The following is a 14,153-nucleotide window of genomic DNA, read 5'->3' on the forward strand; positions in this document are numbered from 1 at the left end:
GCTACTCCGCGGCTTCGGCGAACTGGGCTACGGCCATTGGCTGGAACTCATGCTTGTCCTTGCCGGATACGCGTTCCGACCACGGATCGACCTGTGCGAACTTCTGGCTGAAGACGAAGCGCTCGAAATAACTCTTGCGCCTGTCGAGATCGTCAAGCACCTGTCGTTTGATCTCGGCCACGCCGATGCGCTTGGCCCATTTGTAGATGCGTTCGAGGTAGCGCGCCTGCTCGCGGTACATCTGGACCAGCGCGACGATCACTTCGAGCGCTTCGCCCTCGGTCTTCACGAGACCCAGGACCTCGGTACCTTTGATATCCAGACCGGCAGCACCGGCGAAATGGATCTCGAAGCCGGAGTCGACGCAGACCACGCCGACGTCCTTGCAGGTGGCTTCCGCGCAGTTCCTGGGGCAGCCGGACACCGCCATCTTGACCTTGGCGGGCGTCCACGAGCCCCACATGAATTTCTCGATGCGGATGCCGAGACCGGTGGAATCCTGCGTGCCGAAGCGGCACCAGTCGGTGCCGACGCATGTCTTCACCGTGCGCAGGCCCTTGGCGTAGGCATGGCCCGAGACGAAGCCGGCCTCGCCGAGATCGGCCCAGACGGCAGGCAGATCCTCCTTGCGGATGCCCAGCATGTCGATGCGCTGGCCGCCGGTGACTTTCACCGCCGGAATACCGAATTTGTCGACGACGTCGGCAATGGCGCGCAGCTCTTTCGAAGAGGTCATGCCACCCCACATGCGCGGCACGACTGAATAGGTGCCGTTCTTCTGGATATTGGCGTGGGCGCGCTCATTGATGAAGCGCGACTGGTAGTCGTCGGCATATTCGTCAGGCCAGTCGGCGATCAGGTAATAGTTCAGCGCCGGACGGCATTTGGCGCAGCCGCAGGAGGTCTTCCATTCGAGTTCCTGCATGACCGAAGGTATCGTCTTCAAGCCCTTGGCCTTGATCAGACGGCGCACGTCGTCATGCCCGAGCGTCGTGCAGGAGCACATTGGCTGCACCGCCGCCGGGTTGTAGGCCTCGCCAAGCGTCAGCTTCAGCAGCTGCTCGACAAGTCCGGTGCATGAACCGCAGGATGCAGAGGCCTTGGTGTGGGCACGCACGTCGTCGAGACCGGTCAGGCCCTTGGCCGAGATCGCGCCGGTGATCTTGCCCTTGCAGACGCCGTTGCAGCCGCAGATTTCCGCATCATCCGCCAGTGCCGCAACGGCCGTCAAAGGGTCCGCCGGGGCCCCCCCCTGGAACATCTGCCCGAAGATCAGCGTGTCGCGCATCGAGGAGACGTCGGTCTGCTTTTTCTTGAGATCGTTGAACCAGGCGCCGTCGGCGGTCTCGCCGAACAGCACCGTGCCGATGATCTTGTTGTCCTGCAGGATCACGCGTTTGTAGATGCCGGCCGAAGCGTCGCGCAGGATGATCTCCTCGCGGTCGTCGCCGTCGGCGAAGTCGCCGATCGAGTACAGCTCGATGCCGGTGACCTTGAGCTTGGTCGGCGTGTCGGTGTGAACGAAACGCCTGTCCTCACTGTCCGCCAGCTTCGCGGCGGTCACCCGCGCCATTTCGTAGAGCGGCGCGACCAGGCCATAGACGTTGCCGCCAACTTCTGCGCATTCGCCAAGCGCGAAAATGTCGGGATCGGAGGTTTGCATGCGGTCATCGACGACGATGCCCCGATTGACCTCCAGTCCCGTGTCCTTTGCGAGGCCGACGTTCGGCCGGATGCCCACAGCCATCACCACCAGCGTCGCGGGAAGCACCGTGCCGTCGGCAAGCTCGACACCCTCGACCTTGCCGTTGCCGACAATCGCCTTGGTGTTGGCTTTAGTCATCACCTTGATGCCGCGCGCCTCTACCGCCTTCTGCAGCAGATAACCGGCCGCCGGATCGAGCTGGCGCTCCATCAGGGTCGGCATGACGTGCAGCACGGTGACGTCCATGCCGCGTTCCTTGAGACCTGCGGCCGCCTCCAGGCCGAGCAGCCCGCCGCCGATGACCACGGCCTTTGCGCGCGACTGGGCGGCGAGCAGCATGGCGTGGACGTCGTCGAGATCGCGGTAGGTGAGCACGCCCGGCAAATCCTTGCCGGGTACCGGAATGATGAACGGCACTGAGCCAGTGGCGATGACGAGCCGGTCATAGCTTTCGGTCACGCCATGGTCCGAGGTGACGGTCTTTGCCTCACGGTCGATGGCGAGGATCTTGTGGCCTTTGTAGAGGGTGATGCCGTGTTCGATGTACCAGCCGTCGCCGTGGATGACGATTTCCTCGAACGCCTTCTCGCCTGAGAGAACCGGCGACAGCATGATGCGGTCGTAGTTCACGCGCGGCTCGGCGTTGAAGATGATGACCTGGTAGCGGTCCGGTGCGGCTTCCAGCAGGTGCTCGAGCATTCGCCCGGGCGCCATGCCGTTGCCGACGATGACGAGTTTTTCGGTCATATCGGCTACTCCGCTGCCTCGACGAACCGGTGGCGCTCGTAGAGGAACTTGAGCACCGCCTCGCGGCATTTGAGATAGGTTCTGTCGGACGCAAGCGCGATGCGGTTGCGCGGCCGTTCCAGAGGAACGTTCAGCACCTCGCCGATCGTGGCCGCCGGGCCGTTGGTCATCATCACGATGCGGTCGGAGAGCAGCACGGCCTCGTCGACGTCGTGGGTGATCATGATTATCGTGTTACCGAGGCGGGCATGGATCTCCATCATCTGGTCCTGGAGATGGGCGCGCGTGAGGGCGTCCAGCGCGCCGAAAGGCTCGTCGAGCAACAGTATCTTCGGTTCCATTGCTAGCGCCCGTGCGATACCGACGCGCTGCTTCATGCCGCCTGAGATTTCGCCGGGCCGCTTGTCGACAGCATGCGCCATCTGGACGAGATTGAGATTGTCCATGATCCAGGCGTGCCGCTCAGCCTTGGACTTGCGGCCCGAGAAAACCTTCGACACGGCGAGGTTGACGTTCTCGTAGACGGTGAGCCAGGGAAGCAGAGAATGGTTCTGAAAAACTACCGCGCGGTCGGGACCGGGGTCGTTCACCTCCTGGTTTTCGAGCAGCACGGCGCCGGTCGTCACCTGGGTCAGGCCGGCAACCAGATTGAGCAAAGTCGACTTGCCGCAACCGGAATGGCCGATGATCGAGACGTATTCGCCCTTGTCGATGACTATGCGAATGTCGCGCAGCACTTCGGTGGAGTGTGAGCCGCGGCTGAAGGTCTTGCCGATGTGGTCGAGTTCGAGATAGGCGGTCATGGTCAATATCCTCAGTTCGACGCGGTGCCGCGGGTGACGATGACGCCTGCGAACGAGACCAGCTTGTCGAGCATGAAGCCGACGAGGCCGATGTAGATGAGCGCCACGATGATGTCGGTGAGGCGCGACGAGTTCCAGGCATCCCAGATGAAGAACCCGATGCCGACGCCTCCTGTCAGCATCTCGGCGGCTACGATTGCCAGCCAAGACAGGCCGGCGCCGATCCGCAGGCCCGAGAAGATATAGGGTGCTGCCGCCGGCACCATGATCTTGAAGAAGAACTCGACCTGGTTGAGCCGCAGTACCCGAGCGACGTTGCGGTAATCCTGCGGGATATTGCGGATGCCGACGGCGGTGTTGATGATCACCGGCCAGATCGACGTGATGAAGATCACGAAAATGGCCGATGGCCGCGAGTCGAGGAATGCGGCGAGTGACAGTGGCAGCCAGGCCAACGGCGGCACCGTACGCAGGACTTGAAAGATGGGATCCAGTCCGCGCATCGCCCAGACCGACTGCCCGACCAGCGCGCCGAGCAACACGCCGATGACCGCGGCAAGCCCGAATCCGTAGGCGACGCGCTCCAGCGACACCAGCACGCGCAGGCCGAGCCCGATATCCTGCGAGCCGTTGACGAAAAACGGATTGATGATCAGGTCCTTGCTTTGCGCCCAGACTTCGGAGGGCGGCGGCAGCGAAGCTTCCGGGCCGGAGAAGGCTGCCTGCCAGACGGCGAGGATGATCGCCAGGACCACCAGCGGCGGCAGGATCGTTTGCGCGGCTCCCATGGCGATTGCGTTGATATCGAAGCGTTTCGTCTTGACGGCGAGCGGCACCACGGCCGCGGGGCGCTGCTTGAAGGGGCCGGCGACGACGACGTCGCTCTTGGCGGCGGGAAGGGGCATGGGTTTCACCTCTGTCGAAGGAATGGATCGGCCGGTGGCGTCGCGCCGGCCGGCACAATCAGACCATCGCCTTGATCGCGAGACTGTCGAGATAGGCTGACGGATTCGCCGGATCGAAAGTCTTGCCGTCGAAGAAGGTTTCAACGCCGCGGCTGTCGCCCGAAGGCATGTCGGCCAAGCCGAGGCCCTTGGCGGCTTCAAGCCACAGGTCCGAACGGTTGGTGGCGTCGACCATCGCCTTGATGTCGGTTGTGCCGGGGAACTTGCCCCAACGGATGTTCTCGGCAACGAACCAGCTGTCGAGGCTTTTCCACGGATAGGAGGTCTCGCCCTTCTCTCCCCAGAATTTCATCAGAAGATTGGTGCCGGCGGCGGTTCGTCCGTTGCCGTAGTTGATGTCGCCCTTGATGCGGCCGATGATGTCGGCGACCGGCACGTTGTACCACTGCCGCTTGCCGACGATCTCGGCCATCTCATGCTTGTTTTCCATCTTGTCGCACCATTGCTGGGCCTCCATGACGGCCATCATGATGGCGAGGGTGGCCTTCGGATTGGCATCGACGAAGGAGGCGCGCATGCCGAGGACCTTTTCCGGATGGCGGAACCACAGCTCGCCGGTCGTCGCGGCGGTGAAGCCGATCTTCTGGTGGACGAGCTGTTCATTCCAGGGCTCGCCGACGCAGAAGGCGTCCATATTGCCGACCTTCATGTTGGCGACCATCTGCGGCGGCGGGACGACGATCACCTCGACATCCGCGTTCGGGTCGATGCCGCCTGCGGCGAGCCAGTAGCGCATCCACAGGTCATGCGTGCCGCCCGGGAATGTCACCGCGACAGTCGCGGCCTTGCCGCTGGCCTTCTTCTTGGCGAAAGCCTCCTTCAGCGCGCCCGCATCGAGCTGGACGTTGGTGTCTGCATATTCCTGCGCGACCGAGATTGCCTGGCAGTCTTCATTGAGATTGACTAGAGTGTACATCGGCAGCTTCTGCTTGTTCTGCATGACAGCGCCGGACGAATAGAGATGCACCTTGGGACGCAGGATGTGGCCGCCGTCGATGCCGCCGTTCTCGCCGCCGAGTGCCATGTTGTCGCGCGTCGCGCCCCACGAGGCCTGCTTGAGTACCTCTACGTCCGGAACGCCGTATTTCTCGTAGAGGCCCTTCTCCTTGGCGATGATCAGCGGGGCTGAATCGGTCAATGCGATGAAACCGAGCTTGGCGCCGGTAACCTCCGGGACGGCCGGTGCTGCATAGGCGCCATACGGCAATAGTTCACGCGCTGCGGCCATCAGGGCCGCGGCTGTCGCGGCCTGTTTCAGGAAGGTACGGCGGGTGGCGCGGAACTGCCTTTTCGGATCGATGCGATCGGTCATTTCGGTCTCCGGTGTCGCGGGTCTGGGAGGGACCCGTCGGTTGAGGTCATTCGAAACGAAAAAAGCTGCCGGCCAGATCCTGCGCGCCCGTCCAAGCGGGATCGCGCAAACCTGATCGGCAGCTTTGCCTGTTGCGCCCGCCATTGGACGCGAATTTCATGGCCCCTCAATGGGCTCGCAATTTTAGAAGCACGAAGCGTGCCAGTTTCGTTTCACTCGGGATTGTCGAATGAAATCAATGGAAAGGTGAGGTGACAATAAACAGTCACGCCGCTTTACGTCCAAAGGGTAGCCAATTCGGCCGCAGAGCAGCACAAAAATTGTGCATTGCACTATCTGCCTGGATTTTGGTCACCGCCCCTGGCGGCTTGTGCCACGACATATGCGTCGACGCGGTCAGGATCGAAGACGCCACCGTCGAAGAAGCCGTCCGGTCCCAGCACGAGGCTGGCGCCGGCAGAGCCGACAGGCGTGGGGCCTGCCAGCGCGCCTTCCACCTTGGCGTTGGCTCCGGGCAACGCTACGCCAAGCGGCTTCAGCGCTGCCCGATAGAGGTCGGGCCTATATGTATCGCGCGCCGCCGCTTCGTTTTTCGGCGTATGTGCGACCTGCCCCCAGCGCACCATCTGCGTGTAGAGCCACAGCGCGTGGCTCTTCCAGGGAAAGTTCGCCCCCTTGTCGAAGGGCAGGAAAAAGTCGGCGACCGACAGGTCCACCCCATCGCCGACCGTGAGGCGACCGGTCAGGATCGGCATCTGCAGGGCAGGGGGCACGCCAAGGAATCGCGGCTGTGCCATCAGCAAGGCGAGGTCGTCACGGTTCGCCGGATCCTGGCACCAGCGTGCCGATTGATGCAGCGCCCGCAGCATAGCCGCCAGCGCGTCGGGCCGCTCGTCGGCAAAGGCCTTGCGCACGCCGACCACCTTCTCCGGGCTGTTGCGCCAGATCTTCGCCTTTACCGTCGCGATGTGGCCGATGCCGCGCGCCACCGACAGGCTGTTCCACGGTTCGCCGACGCAATAGCCATCGAGCCGGCCGGCCGCGAGCGCATCTGCCATGAAGGGCGGCGGCACGATGACGATTTCGATGTCCCGCAGCGGATCGATGCCGCACGCAGCCAGCCAGTAGCAAAGCTCGTAGTAATGGCCTGAATGCGGGTGCACGACGCCTAAGCGCAGCGGTTCTTTGCCCGCCGCGGTGCGTTGGCGGACGAGCCCGCCCAGCGCCCGACCGGCCGTTTCCGGATCGAGGTCGGGTACTGCGCCATGGTCGGCCATCCCCTCCCAGACCGGATTGGATACCGTCACGCAGTTGCCGCCAACCCCCAGTGCAAACGGCACGATCGTGTCGGAAGTGAGCGGCGTCAGGCCGAGATTGCAGGCGATCGGCATCGGACCGAGCATGTGGGCGATGTCGAAATGGCCTATGGCGATGCGGTCGCGGATATTGGCCCATGAGGTCTCGCGATGCAGCACCAGGTCCACGCCCTCGCGCTCGGCAAAGCCGATCTCGCGAGCCGCTATCAGCACCGCGCTATCGAAGAGCGGCATGAAGGCAGCGTCGATCTGGTGTTCGGGGCGCGCCGTCATGCGTTATTCTCCGGTCCGAGCAGGCCGGCGGCCATCACCAGGCTCTGTGCTATGTCGCTGATCTTGCGATTTTGATTCATCGCCGTCTTGCGCAACAGCGCATAGGCCTCCCCCTCGGAAAGCCCGCGCGATTTCATCAAAATGCCCTTGGCGCGATCGACCAGCTTGCGGCTCTCGAGTTCGGTGCGAGCGTCCTCGAGTTCGCGGGCCATGCGTGAAAATGCGTTGAAGCGGCTTATCGCCATCTGAAGGATGGGTTTCACGCGTTCCTTGCGCAATCCGTCCACGATATAGGCGGATACTCCGGCGTCGACGGCGGCTTCGATCGAAGCAGTATCGGATCGGTCGACGAACATCGCGATCGGCCGTTTCACGGCGCGCGAGAGCTCGAACATGTTCTCCAGCATGTCACGGTTGGGATTCTCCAGGTCGATGAAGATCACGTCGGGTTCGATCTCGGCGATCCGCTTGGCAATGCCGGTCACGTCACGGATGACGGTGACGTGTTCATGCCCGGCATCCCGCAGCCCGGCCTCGATGATCGAGGCGCGGATGCGGTTTTCGTCGATCACAAGAATTGTCAGCGCGCCGCTATGCATGACGCCATTCTGACCACTCGCCGGTTTTGTGCAATGCGGCATGCGGGAAACGGCGTGCGAATGGACCGGCGGTCGAAGAACCGCAGGTCGGGCGGGAGCCGTGGAACGCGCCGTCGCGCCAGCCTTCGCGCCGTCCCGCTACGGTTTCGGGTCGGCCTTCAGATAGGCGATGACGTTGGCGAGGTCTTCGTCTTTCTTCAAACCGGGGAACGCCATCTTGCCCTTGGGGATCACAGCCTTCGGATCGCGCAGATATGCCGTTAGGTTGGCGTCGTCCCAGACAAGTCCGCCCGCGCCGGCTTCCTTCATATTGGCGGAATATTTGGACAGGTAGCTTTCCAGCGTGCCGGCGGTGCGGCCGATGACGCCGACCAGCGACGGACCGACCTTGTCCTTGCCGGTCGTCGCGTCGTGGCAGGCCGTGCATTTGTTGAAGACCTTTTTCCCGGCGACCGCATCGCCGTCAGCCTGAGCGGGAAGGACGCCAAGCAACCCAGTTAACAAGGCCGGGCCGAACATCTTCGTCAACTTCATAGCGATATCCTCCGTAAGAAGGCCGCGGAGCGCGACCAGCATCTTTGCGTACCGAATCGACAGCCGGAAAGCGCGCTGGCCGAGCCTCAATGGGGCTGCGGGTCTACCGGCGACCCTGCCGCGCACGTCCGTGCTCTTCCTCCATAAGAGTCTGCGCTCTGCCTGCGCAGGTGGCTAGCAGTCCTTTGTAGCAAATCCTGCGAATGAGAGTATGCTGGTGAGGCAAATGGTCGCGGTCGTGAGCGTGACCTGACACGCTGAGCGACATCGAGCCGCGGCCAACTGGACCTGGTCTAGGAGGAGTGGTCAATGGCAAGCTTTCACGTGATTGCAGGCGCCAACGAAACGCAGGAACATATTCGCGTACGAAAAATAGGCGTTTCCGACTTAGTCGACGCATTGCGACGCGGCATCGACGATTTCATGGTGAAGCCGTCCCATATTGTCTTCCTTTGCCTGATTTACCCCATCGTCGGTGTTTTCCTGGCGGCGTGGACGTCGGGCAACAATGCGCTGCCGCTGCTCTTTCCGCTGGTCTCGGGATTTGCGCTCATCGGTCCGTTCGCGGCGATCGGTCTCTACGAGATCAGTCGCCGGCGGGAGCTTGGCTTGGACACGTCATGGCGGCATGCGTTCGAGATTCGGAACTCCCCGGCGCTGCCGGCGATAGCAGCAGTCGGAGGCATGCTGTTCGTCATCTTCCTTGCCTGGCTGCTGACGGCGCAGGCTTTCTACCAGAATCTGTTTGGCCGCATACCGCCCGAGTCCGTCGGCGCCTTCATCAGGGAGATCTACTCCACCGACCAGGGCTGGACGCTTATCATCGTCGGTCATGCCATCGGTTTCATCTTCGCCGTGGTGGTGCTTTGTACGACCGTCATCGCGTTTCCGCTGCTGCTCGATCGGGATGTCGGCGCCTATGAAGCGGTCCACGCCTCGGTGCGGGCGGTCCTGGCCAACCCGATCCCCATGATTGTCTGGGGACTTATGGTGACCGTGGGTTTGATGCTGGGGTCGCTGCCGCTATTCGCCGGCCTGGCTATCGTGCTCCCCGTCTTCGGCCATGCCACCTGGCACCTGTACCGGAAGGTTGTCGAGCCGGCGCGGTCGACCTGAGGACGCGGATATCTCCGAACCGGCAATAATTCGACCGCGCGTTGCGGCGCGCGGTCGAAGGGTTTCGCGGTACCCAAAGAATCTCATGGGCCGGCGCCGAAGAACGTCATCCGGGTCCAGAGCGTGTACTCGGACTCGATGGCCATGATCCAGGCGAACACCAGCACCGCGATCGGCGGTACCAGTATTGCATAGACCATCGCGAGGCGCTCCCACGCCATGTGCATGAAAATGGCGACGATCAGGCCGGCCTTCAGCATCATGAAGATCAGGATCAGCGACCACCTAAGGTAGCCCTGCACATGCAGGTAGTCGACCATGTAGGAGCAGGCGCTGAGGATGAACAACCAGCCCCAGACCACCAGATAGAGCTTGATCGGGTGCTCCTGATGGGTATCTGCGTGAGCCACGACGGCCGCGTGCGCCGCGTGCCCATCCAGGGGAGTGATTCCGTGTGCCGTTGCTTCAGCCATGTCCCTTCCTCACCACAGATAGAAGAATGCGAAAATGAACACCCAGACGAGGTCGACGAAGTGCCAGTACAGGCCCATGATCTCGACGCTTTCGTAGTTGCCTCTCCGGCTTGTGAAGAAGCCTCGCTTTCCTGTTTCGTAGTCGCCGCGCCAAACCTTTCGCGCCACGATAACCAGAAAAATCACGCCTAAGGTCACATGGGTTCCGTGGAAGCCGGTGATCATGAAGAAGGACGAGCCGAATTGCGCCGCGCCCCATGGATTGCCCCATGGGCGCACGCCCTCGCTGATCAGCTTCGTCCATTCGAATGCCTGCATGCCGACAAACGTCGCGCCCAGCGCAGCGGTGAGCAGCATCAGCACGACCGTCGTCCGGCGGTCACGGCGATAGGCGAAGTTGACAGCCATCGCCATGGTGCCGCTCGACGAGATCAGGACAAAAGTCATGATGGCGATCAGGATCAGCGGGATGTTCTGGCCGCCTATGTGGAGGGCGAACACCTCGCTTGCGTTGGGCCAAGGGACCTTCGTCGACATCCGGGCGGTCATGTAGGACAGCAGGAAGCAGCCGAAGATGAAGGTGTCGCTGAGGAGGAAGATCCACATCATGGCCTTCCCCCAGGAGACGTTTTTGAAGGCCCGTTGGTCGGAGGACCAGTCCGAGGCGACGCCTCGCAGTCCGACCGACCGTTCGTGGCCGGCTGGGGTCAAGGTCGTGTCGGCCATTCGCATCCTCCCTCAGGTCAGCAGTTGGCGGCAGATCGTGATGAAGTCGGCCGCCCAGCCGGATATGAGCACCAAAACGCCAATCCATATGAACAGCAGGAAGTGCCAGTACATGGCGCAGAGCTCGATGCTCAGGCGCAGCTGGTCTCGCGGGACGTTGGCCCACGCCTTGGCTGTCGTCCGGCCGAGCGCGATGAGGCCCCCGATGATGTGCAGTCCATGCATGGCGGTGAGCAGATAGAAGAAGCTGTTCGCCGGGTTCGCACCGAGCGGATAGCCGCTTTCAGAGAGTTCCCGCCAGGCGATCAACTGCCCCGCCAGGAAGGCCAGGGCGGTCAGGCCGCCGGTGACGAGCGCAAGCCTTGCAGTGTCCAACTGATCCCTGCGCACCGCCGCGACCGCGAGATGCAGCGCGACGGAACTCAGCACCAGGACGCCGGTATTGACCCAGAGCAGGCGCGGCAACGGCAAGGCCTGCCAGTCCGACAGCTCCATGCGCATGAAATATGCGCTGGCGAAGAGCGCAAACAGGCACCCGACCACCGCGAGAAAGACGCCAAGGCCGATCTTGGCTGTCGGCATCATGCCGGATTCCGTTCCTGGGTATGCGGCGACGGATCCTTGCTCCAGCCATGGCTTGGACATGATCCGCTGGTTGCTGAGCCACCACCCGGCGACGCCGGCGATCACCAGAAGAAAAACGAGGATGACGCTCATGCCGGCGCCGCCGCGGCCTTAGCCGGCCCGGGATCGTTTTGAGCGATGAAGTCTTCGGGCGCGTCGGGCACGCTGTAGTCGTAGGCCCAGCGATAGACGACGGGCACCTCCTTGCCCCAGTTGCCATGCGGTGGCGGCGTTGTCGGCGTCTGCCATTCGAGGCTCGTCGCGCGCCAGGGATTTCCACCGGCATCCTTGCCGTAGCGCAGGCTCCAGAACAGGTTGAACAGGAAAACCATCTGCGCAAAGCCGACGATCAGCGCGGCGACGCTGATGAACGCGTTCAGATCGTGAACCGACTCAGGGATGAACGCCGTCTCGCCGAGTTCCGGATAACGCCTCGGCACGCCGACCAGCCCGACATAGTGCATGGGGAAGAAGATCAGATAGGCGCCGACGAAGGTGACCCAGAAATGGAACTGGCCCATGGCTTCGTTGAGCATCCGCCCGGTGATCTTCGGGTACCAGTGGTAGATCGCGCCGAATATCACCATGATCGGCGCCACGCCCATGACCATATGGAAATGCGCCACGACGAACATCGTGTCGGACAGCGGCACGTCGACGACCACGTTGCCGAGGAACAGCCCGGTTAGCCCGCCGTTGACGAAGGTGACGATAAAGGCCAGCGCGAAAAGCATCGGAATGGTGAGGTGGATGTCGCCCCGCCATAAAGTCAGCACCCAATTGTAGACCTTGATGGCGGTCGGGATGGCGATGATCAACGTCGTGGTGGCGAAAAAGAAGCCGAACCAGGGATGCATGCCGCTGACATACATGTGGTGCGCCCACACGATGAACGATAGCGCGCCGATGCCGACGATCGCCCAAACCATCATGCGATAGCCGAAGATGTTTTTCCGCGCATGGGTGCTGATGAGATCCGACACGATGCCGAAGGCAGGCAGCGCCACGATGTAGACCTCAGGGTGCCCGAAGAACCAGAACAGATGCTGGAACAGGATCGGGCTGCCGCCCCCGTAACTGAGCTGCTCGCCCATCTCCACCAGAGCCGGCATGAAGAAGCTTGTTCCGAGCAGGCGATCGAACAGCATCATGACGCAGGCGACGAACAGTGCCGGAAAGGCGAGCAGGGCCATGACCGTGGCGGTGAAAATGCCCCAGACGGTGAGCGGCAATCGCATCAGCGTCATGCCGCGGGTGCGGCCCTGCAGCACGGTCACGACGTAGTTCAGGCCGCCCATTGTAAAGCCGATGATAAACAGGATCAGCGAGACGAGCATCAGGATGATGCCTGCCTGCTGACCGCCCGGCGTACCGCCGAGGATCGCCTGCGGCGGATAGAGCGTCCAGCCGGCGCCGGTCGGTCCGCCCGGCGCAAAGAAGCCGGCCACCAGCACCAGAACGGCAAGCAAATAGATCCAGTAGGAGAGCATGTTGACATAGGGGAACACCATGTCGCGGGCCCCCACCATGAGTGGGATCAGATAGTTGCCGAAACCGCCCAGGAACAAGGCCGTCAGCAGGTAGATCACCATGATCATGCCGTGCATGGTGACGAACTGATAATAGGCTTCCGGCGTGATGAAGTCGAAGGTGCCGGGGAAGCCCAGCTGCAGCCGCATGAGCCAGGACAGGACGAGCGCCACGAGACCGATCGCGATGGCGGTGCCGGAATATTGGATGGCGATGACCTTGGCATCCTGCGAGAAGACGTAGGTCGTCCACCAACTGTGCGGATGGTAAAGATCGACATCCGGTACTTCGGCCGGCGGTACCGCATCGACCGCGCGAGGCGCGATATCAACCATCAAGCTACCTCCTGCTTTCCGGCGGGGCCAGAGGTGGCCCGGACCCCGTCATGCCAAATGCGCTGCTATGCCGCCCCCACCTTCATTTCCTGAGATCGCCGATCGCGCCCACCTGCTGGGGCGCCGATAGCTGAGCGAAGGTCGACTGCTCCTGCAGCCAGGCCTGATAGTCTTCGTCCGTGTCGATCATGACTATGCCGCGCATGAAGCCATGGCCGGTGCCACAAAGTTCCGCGCACAGGACCTCGAATGTTCCCGTCCTCGTCGGCGTGAACCAGAAATAGGTGACCGAACCCGGGATCATGTCCATCTTGGCGCGGAACTCGGGGACATAGAAATCGTGCAGTACGTCGATCGAGCGCAGCAGCATCTTGACGGGTTTGCCCATCGGCAAATGCAGGTCGGCGGCCTCGACCACGACATCGTCCTGACCGTTGGGGTCGTCGGGATTCACGCCCAGTGGGTTCTCGGGGGAGATCAGCCGGCTGTCGGAGGTGCCCAACTTTCCATCTGTGCCCGGCAGTCGATAACTCCATTGCCATTGCTGGGCGACCACCTCGACGTCAGTCGCGTCTTCAGGGACGGAGACGAACTGAGCCCAGACGTAGAGGCCGGGCGCCAGCATGGCAGCCACGCCGACCGCCGTGATGGCGGTCAGCCAGGTCTCGAGCCGCCTGCTTTCCGGTTCGTAGTGGGCCTTGACCCCTTCCTTGTGCCGGAATCGGTAGACGCAATACGCCATGAACAGGACGACGGCCGCAAAGACGATGCCGGTAATCCAGAACGTGATGACGAGGGTACTGTCGATATAGCCCCAGTTGGACGCAATAGGCGTCCACCACCACGGGCTCAGAGCGTGAAACAAGATCGAGCCCACGACCACGAGGACTAGTACGATCACTATGGCCATGCCGCGTTCCTCCCGGCATTCCAAGGGAGATTATATTGTTTTGTCCTCCCCTGTAGTGCGGGCACTGTAGCTTGTTTCCGTTCGGGTTTCCAGATGCGGGCCTGGCTGCCGGCACAGTCCACAACTTTGCGGGGGACAACGTCTCCCGCCCAAGTCGCCGGCTGGCCGCCTGACCATCGCAAATC

Annotated in this window: 13 protein-coding genes; 1 reads left to right on the forward strand and 12 read right to left on the reverse strand. The window is 62.3% G+C overall.

Annotated features, from left to right (window positions below; genetic code table 11):
• Window position 1: 1 nt before the first annotated feature.
• From nirB to ABLE71_RS23560, 7 genes are all read right to left on the reverse strand, one after another.
• Window positions 2-2,452, reverse strand: a complete 2,451-nt coding sequence (gene nirB, locus ABLE71_RS23530) for a nitrite reductase large subunit NirB (RefSeq protein ID WP_348785917.1) — start codon at window positions 2,450-2,452, stop codon at window positions 2-4.
• 5 nt (window positions 2,453-2,457) lie between these two features.
• Window positions 2,458-3,255 carry an ABC transporter ATP-binding protein gene (locus ABLE71_RS23535; RefSeq protein WP_348785918.1) on the reverse strand — a complete coding sequence of 266 codons (798 nt, stop codon included), beginning with the start codon at window positions 3,253-3,255 and terminating at the stop codon, window positions 2,458-2,460.
• A gap of 11 nt (window positions 3,256-3,266) precedes the next feature.
• On the reverse strand, window positions 3,267-4,160 hold the full coding sequence (gene ntrB / locus ABLE71_RS23540) for a nitrate ABC transporter permease (protein WP_348785919.1): 894 nt from the start codon (window positions 4,158-4,160) through the stop codon (window positions 3,267-3,269).
• Window positions 4,161-4,218: 58 nt separating this feature from the next.
• Window positions 4,219-5,532, reverse strand: coding sequence for a CmpA/NrtA family ABC transporter substrate-binding protein (locus tag ABLE71_RS23545; RefSeq protein ID WP_348785920.1), 1,314 nt, complete (start codon window positions 5,530-5,532; stop codon window positions 4,219-4,221).
• 332 nt (window positions 5,533-5,864) lie between these two features.
• Window positions 5,865-7,121 carry a CmpA/NrtA family ABC transporter substrate-binding protein gene (locus ABLE71_RS23550; RefSeq protein ID WP_348785921.1) on the reverse strand — a complete coding sequence of 419 codons (1,257 nt, stop codon included), beginning with the start codon at window positions 7,119-7,121 and terminating at the stop codon, window positions 5,865-5,867.
• Window positions 7,118-7,720, reverse strand: a complete 603-nt coding sequence (locus tag ABLE71_RS23555) for an ANTAR domain-containing response regulator (protein WP_348785922.1) — start codon at window positions 7,718-7,720, stop codon at window positions 7,118-7,120. The genes ABLE71_RS23550 and ABLE71_RS23555 overlap by 4 nt, the downstream gene beginning before the upstream one ends.
• A 138-nt stretch (window positions 7,721-7,858) precedes the next feature.
• Window positions 7,859-8,239 (reverse strand): cytochrome c family protein, encoded by a 381-nt coding sequence (locus tag ABLE71_RS23560; protein ID WP_348786011.1) that lies wholly within the window; start codon window positions 8,237-8,239, stop codon window positions 7,859-7,861.
• A 324-nt stretch (window positions 8,240-8,563) separates the two neighbouring features.
• Here ABLE71_RS23560 and ABLE71_RS23565 point away from each other — a divergent pair, with 324 nt between their 5' ends.
• Window positions 8,564-9,370 carry a DUF2189 domain-containing protein gene (locus tag ABLE71_RS23565; RefSeq protein WP_348785923.1) on the forward strand — a complete coding sequence of 269 codons (807 nt, stop codon included), beginning with the start codon at window positions 8,564-8,566 and terminating at the stop codon, window positions 9,368-9,370.
• Between the two features lie 83 nt (window positions 9,371-9,453).
• On the opposite strand, the gene ABLE71_RS23570 is transcribed toward ABLE71_RS23565, so the two are convergent.
• The 5 genes from ABLE71_RS23570 to ABLE71_RS23590 all read right to left on the reverse strand — a co-directional run bounded on the left by ABLE71_RS23570 (window position 9,454) and on the right by ABLE71_RS23590 (window position 13,968).
• Window positions 9,454-9,843 carry a cytochrome C oxidase subunit IV family protein gene (locus ABLE71_RS23570; protein ID WP_348785924.1) on the reverse strand — a complete coding sequence of 130 codons (390 nt, stop codon included), beginning with the start codon at window positions 9,841-9,843 and terminating at the stop codon, window positions 9,454-9,456.
• Window positions 9,844-9,852: 9 nt separating this feature from the next.
• On the reverse strand, window positions 9,853-10,569 hold the full coding sequence (locus ABLE71_RS23575; protein ID WP_348785925.1) for a heme-copper oxidase subunit III family protein: 717 nt from the start codon (window positions 10,567-10,569) through the stop codon (window positions 9,853-9,855).
• Between the two features lie 12 nt (window positions 10,570-10,581).
• A complete protein-coding gene (locus ABLE71_RS23580) occupies window positions 10,582-11,286 on the reverse strand; it encodes a cytochrome c oxidase subunit 3 (RefSeq protein WP_348785926.1) in 705 nt (234 codons plus the stop codon).
• Window positions 11,283-13,058, reverse strand: coding sequence for a cytochrome c oxidase subunit I (locus tag ABLE71_RS23585; protein ID WP_348785927.1), 1,776 nt, complete (start codon window positions 13,056-13,058; stop codon window positions 11,283-11,285). Before ABLE71_RS23585 ends, ABLE71_RS23580 begins: the two co-directional genes overlap by 4 nt.
• A gap of 82 nt (window positions 13,059-13,140) precedes the next feature.
• Window positions 13,141-13,968 carry a cytochrome c oxidase subunit II gene (locus tag ABLE71_RS23590; RefSeq protein ID WP_348785928.1) on the reverse strand — a complete coding sequence of 276 codons (828 nt, stop codon included), beginning with the start codon at window positions 13,966-13,968 and terminating at the stop codon, window positions 13,141-13,143.
• Between the last annotated feature and the right edge of the window lie 185 nt (window positions 13,969-14,153).

Source organism: Mesorhizobium sp. KR9-304, from assembly GCF_040049215.1.
Classification (GTDB): domain Bacteria; phylum Pseudomonadota; class Alphaproteobacteria; order Rhizobiales; family Rhizobiaceae; genus Mesorhizobium_K.

Bases quoted from the DNA above. Each gene is read 5' to 3' on its own strand.
- ABLE71_RS23545 (WP_348785920.1), bottom strand. From the start codon at position 5,532: ATGACCGATCGCATCGATCCGAAAAGGCAGTTCCGCGCCACCCGCCGT.
- ABLE71_RS23585 (WP_348785927.1), bottom strand. From the start codon at position 13,058: ATGGTTGATATCGCGCCTCGCGCGGTCGATGCGGTACCGCCGGCCGAA.
- ABLE71_RS23560 (WP_348786011.1), bottom strand. From the start codon at position 8,239: ATGTTCGGCCCGGCCTTGTTAACTGGGTTGCTTGGCGTCCTTCCCGCT.
- ABLE71_RS23580 (WP_348785926.1), bottom strand. From the start codon at position 11,286: ATGAGCGTCATCCTCGTTTTTCTTCTGGTGATCGCCGGCGTCGCCGGG.
- nirB (WP_348785917.1), bottom strand. From the start codon at position 2,452: ATGACCGAAAAACTCGTCATCGTCGGCAACGGCATGGCGCCCGGGCGA.
- ABLE71_RS23565 (WP_348785923.1), top strand. From the start codon at position 8,564: ATGGCAAGCTTTCACGTGATTGCAGGCGCCAACGAAACGCAGGAACAT.
- ABLE71_RS23570 (WP_348785924.1), bottom strand. From the start codon at position 9,843: ATGGCTGAAGCAACGGCACACGGAATCACTCCCCTGGATGGGCACGCG.
- ABLE71_RS23575 (WP_348785925.1), bottom strand. From the start codon at position 10,569: ATGGCCGACACGACCTTGACCCCAGCCGGCCACGAACGGTCGGTCGGA.
- ABLE71_RS23555 (WP_348785922.1), bottom strand. From the start codon at position 7,720: ATGCATAGCGGCGCGCTGACAATTCTTGTGATCGACGAAAACCGCATC.
- ABLE71_RS23550 (WP_348785921.1), bottom strand. From the start codon at position 7,121: ATGACGGCGCGCCCCGAACACCAGATCGACGCTGCCTTCATGCCGCTC.
- ABLE71_RS23590 (WP_348785928.1), bottom strand. From the start codon at position 13,968: ATGGCCATAGTGATCGTACTAGTCCTCGTGGTCGTGGGCTCGATCTTG.
- ABLE71_RS23535 (WP_348785918.1), bottom strand. From the start codon at position 3,255: ATGACCGCCTATCTCGAACTCGACCACATCGGCAAGACCTTCAGCCGC.
- ntrB (WP_348785919.1), bottom strand. From the start codon at position 4,160: ATGCCCCTTCCCGCCGCCAAGAGCGACGTCGTCGTCGCCGGCCCCTTC.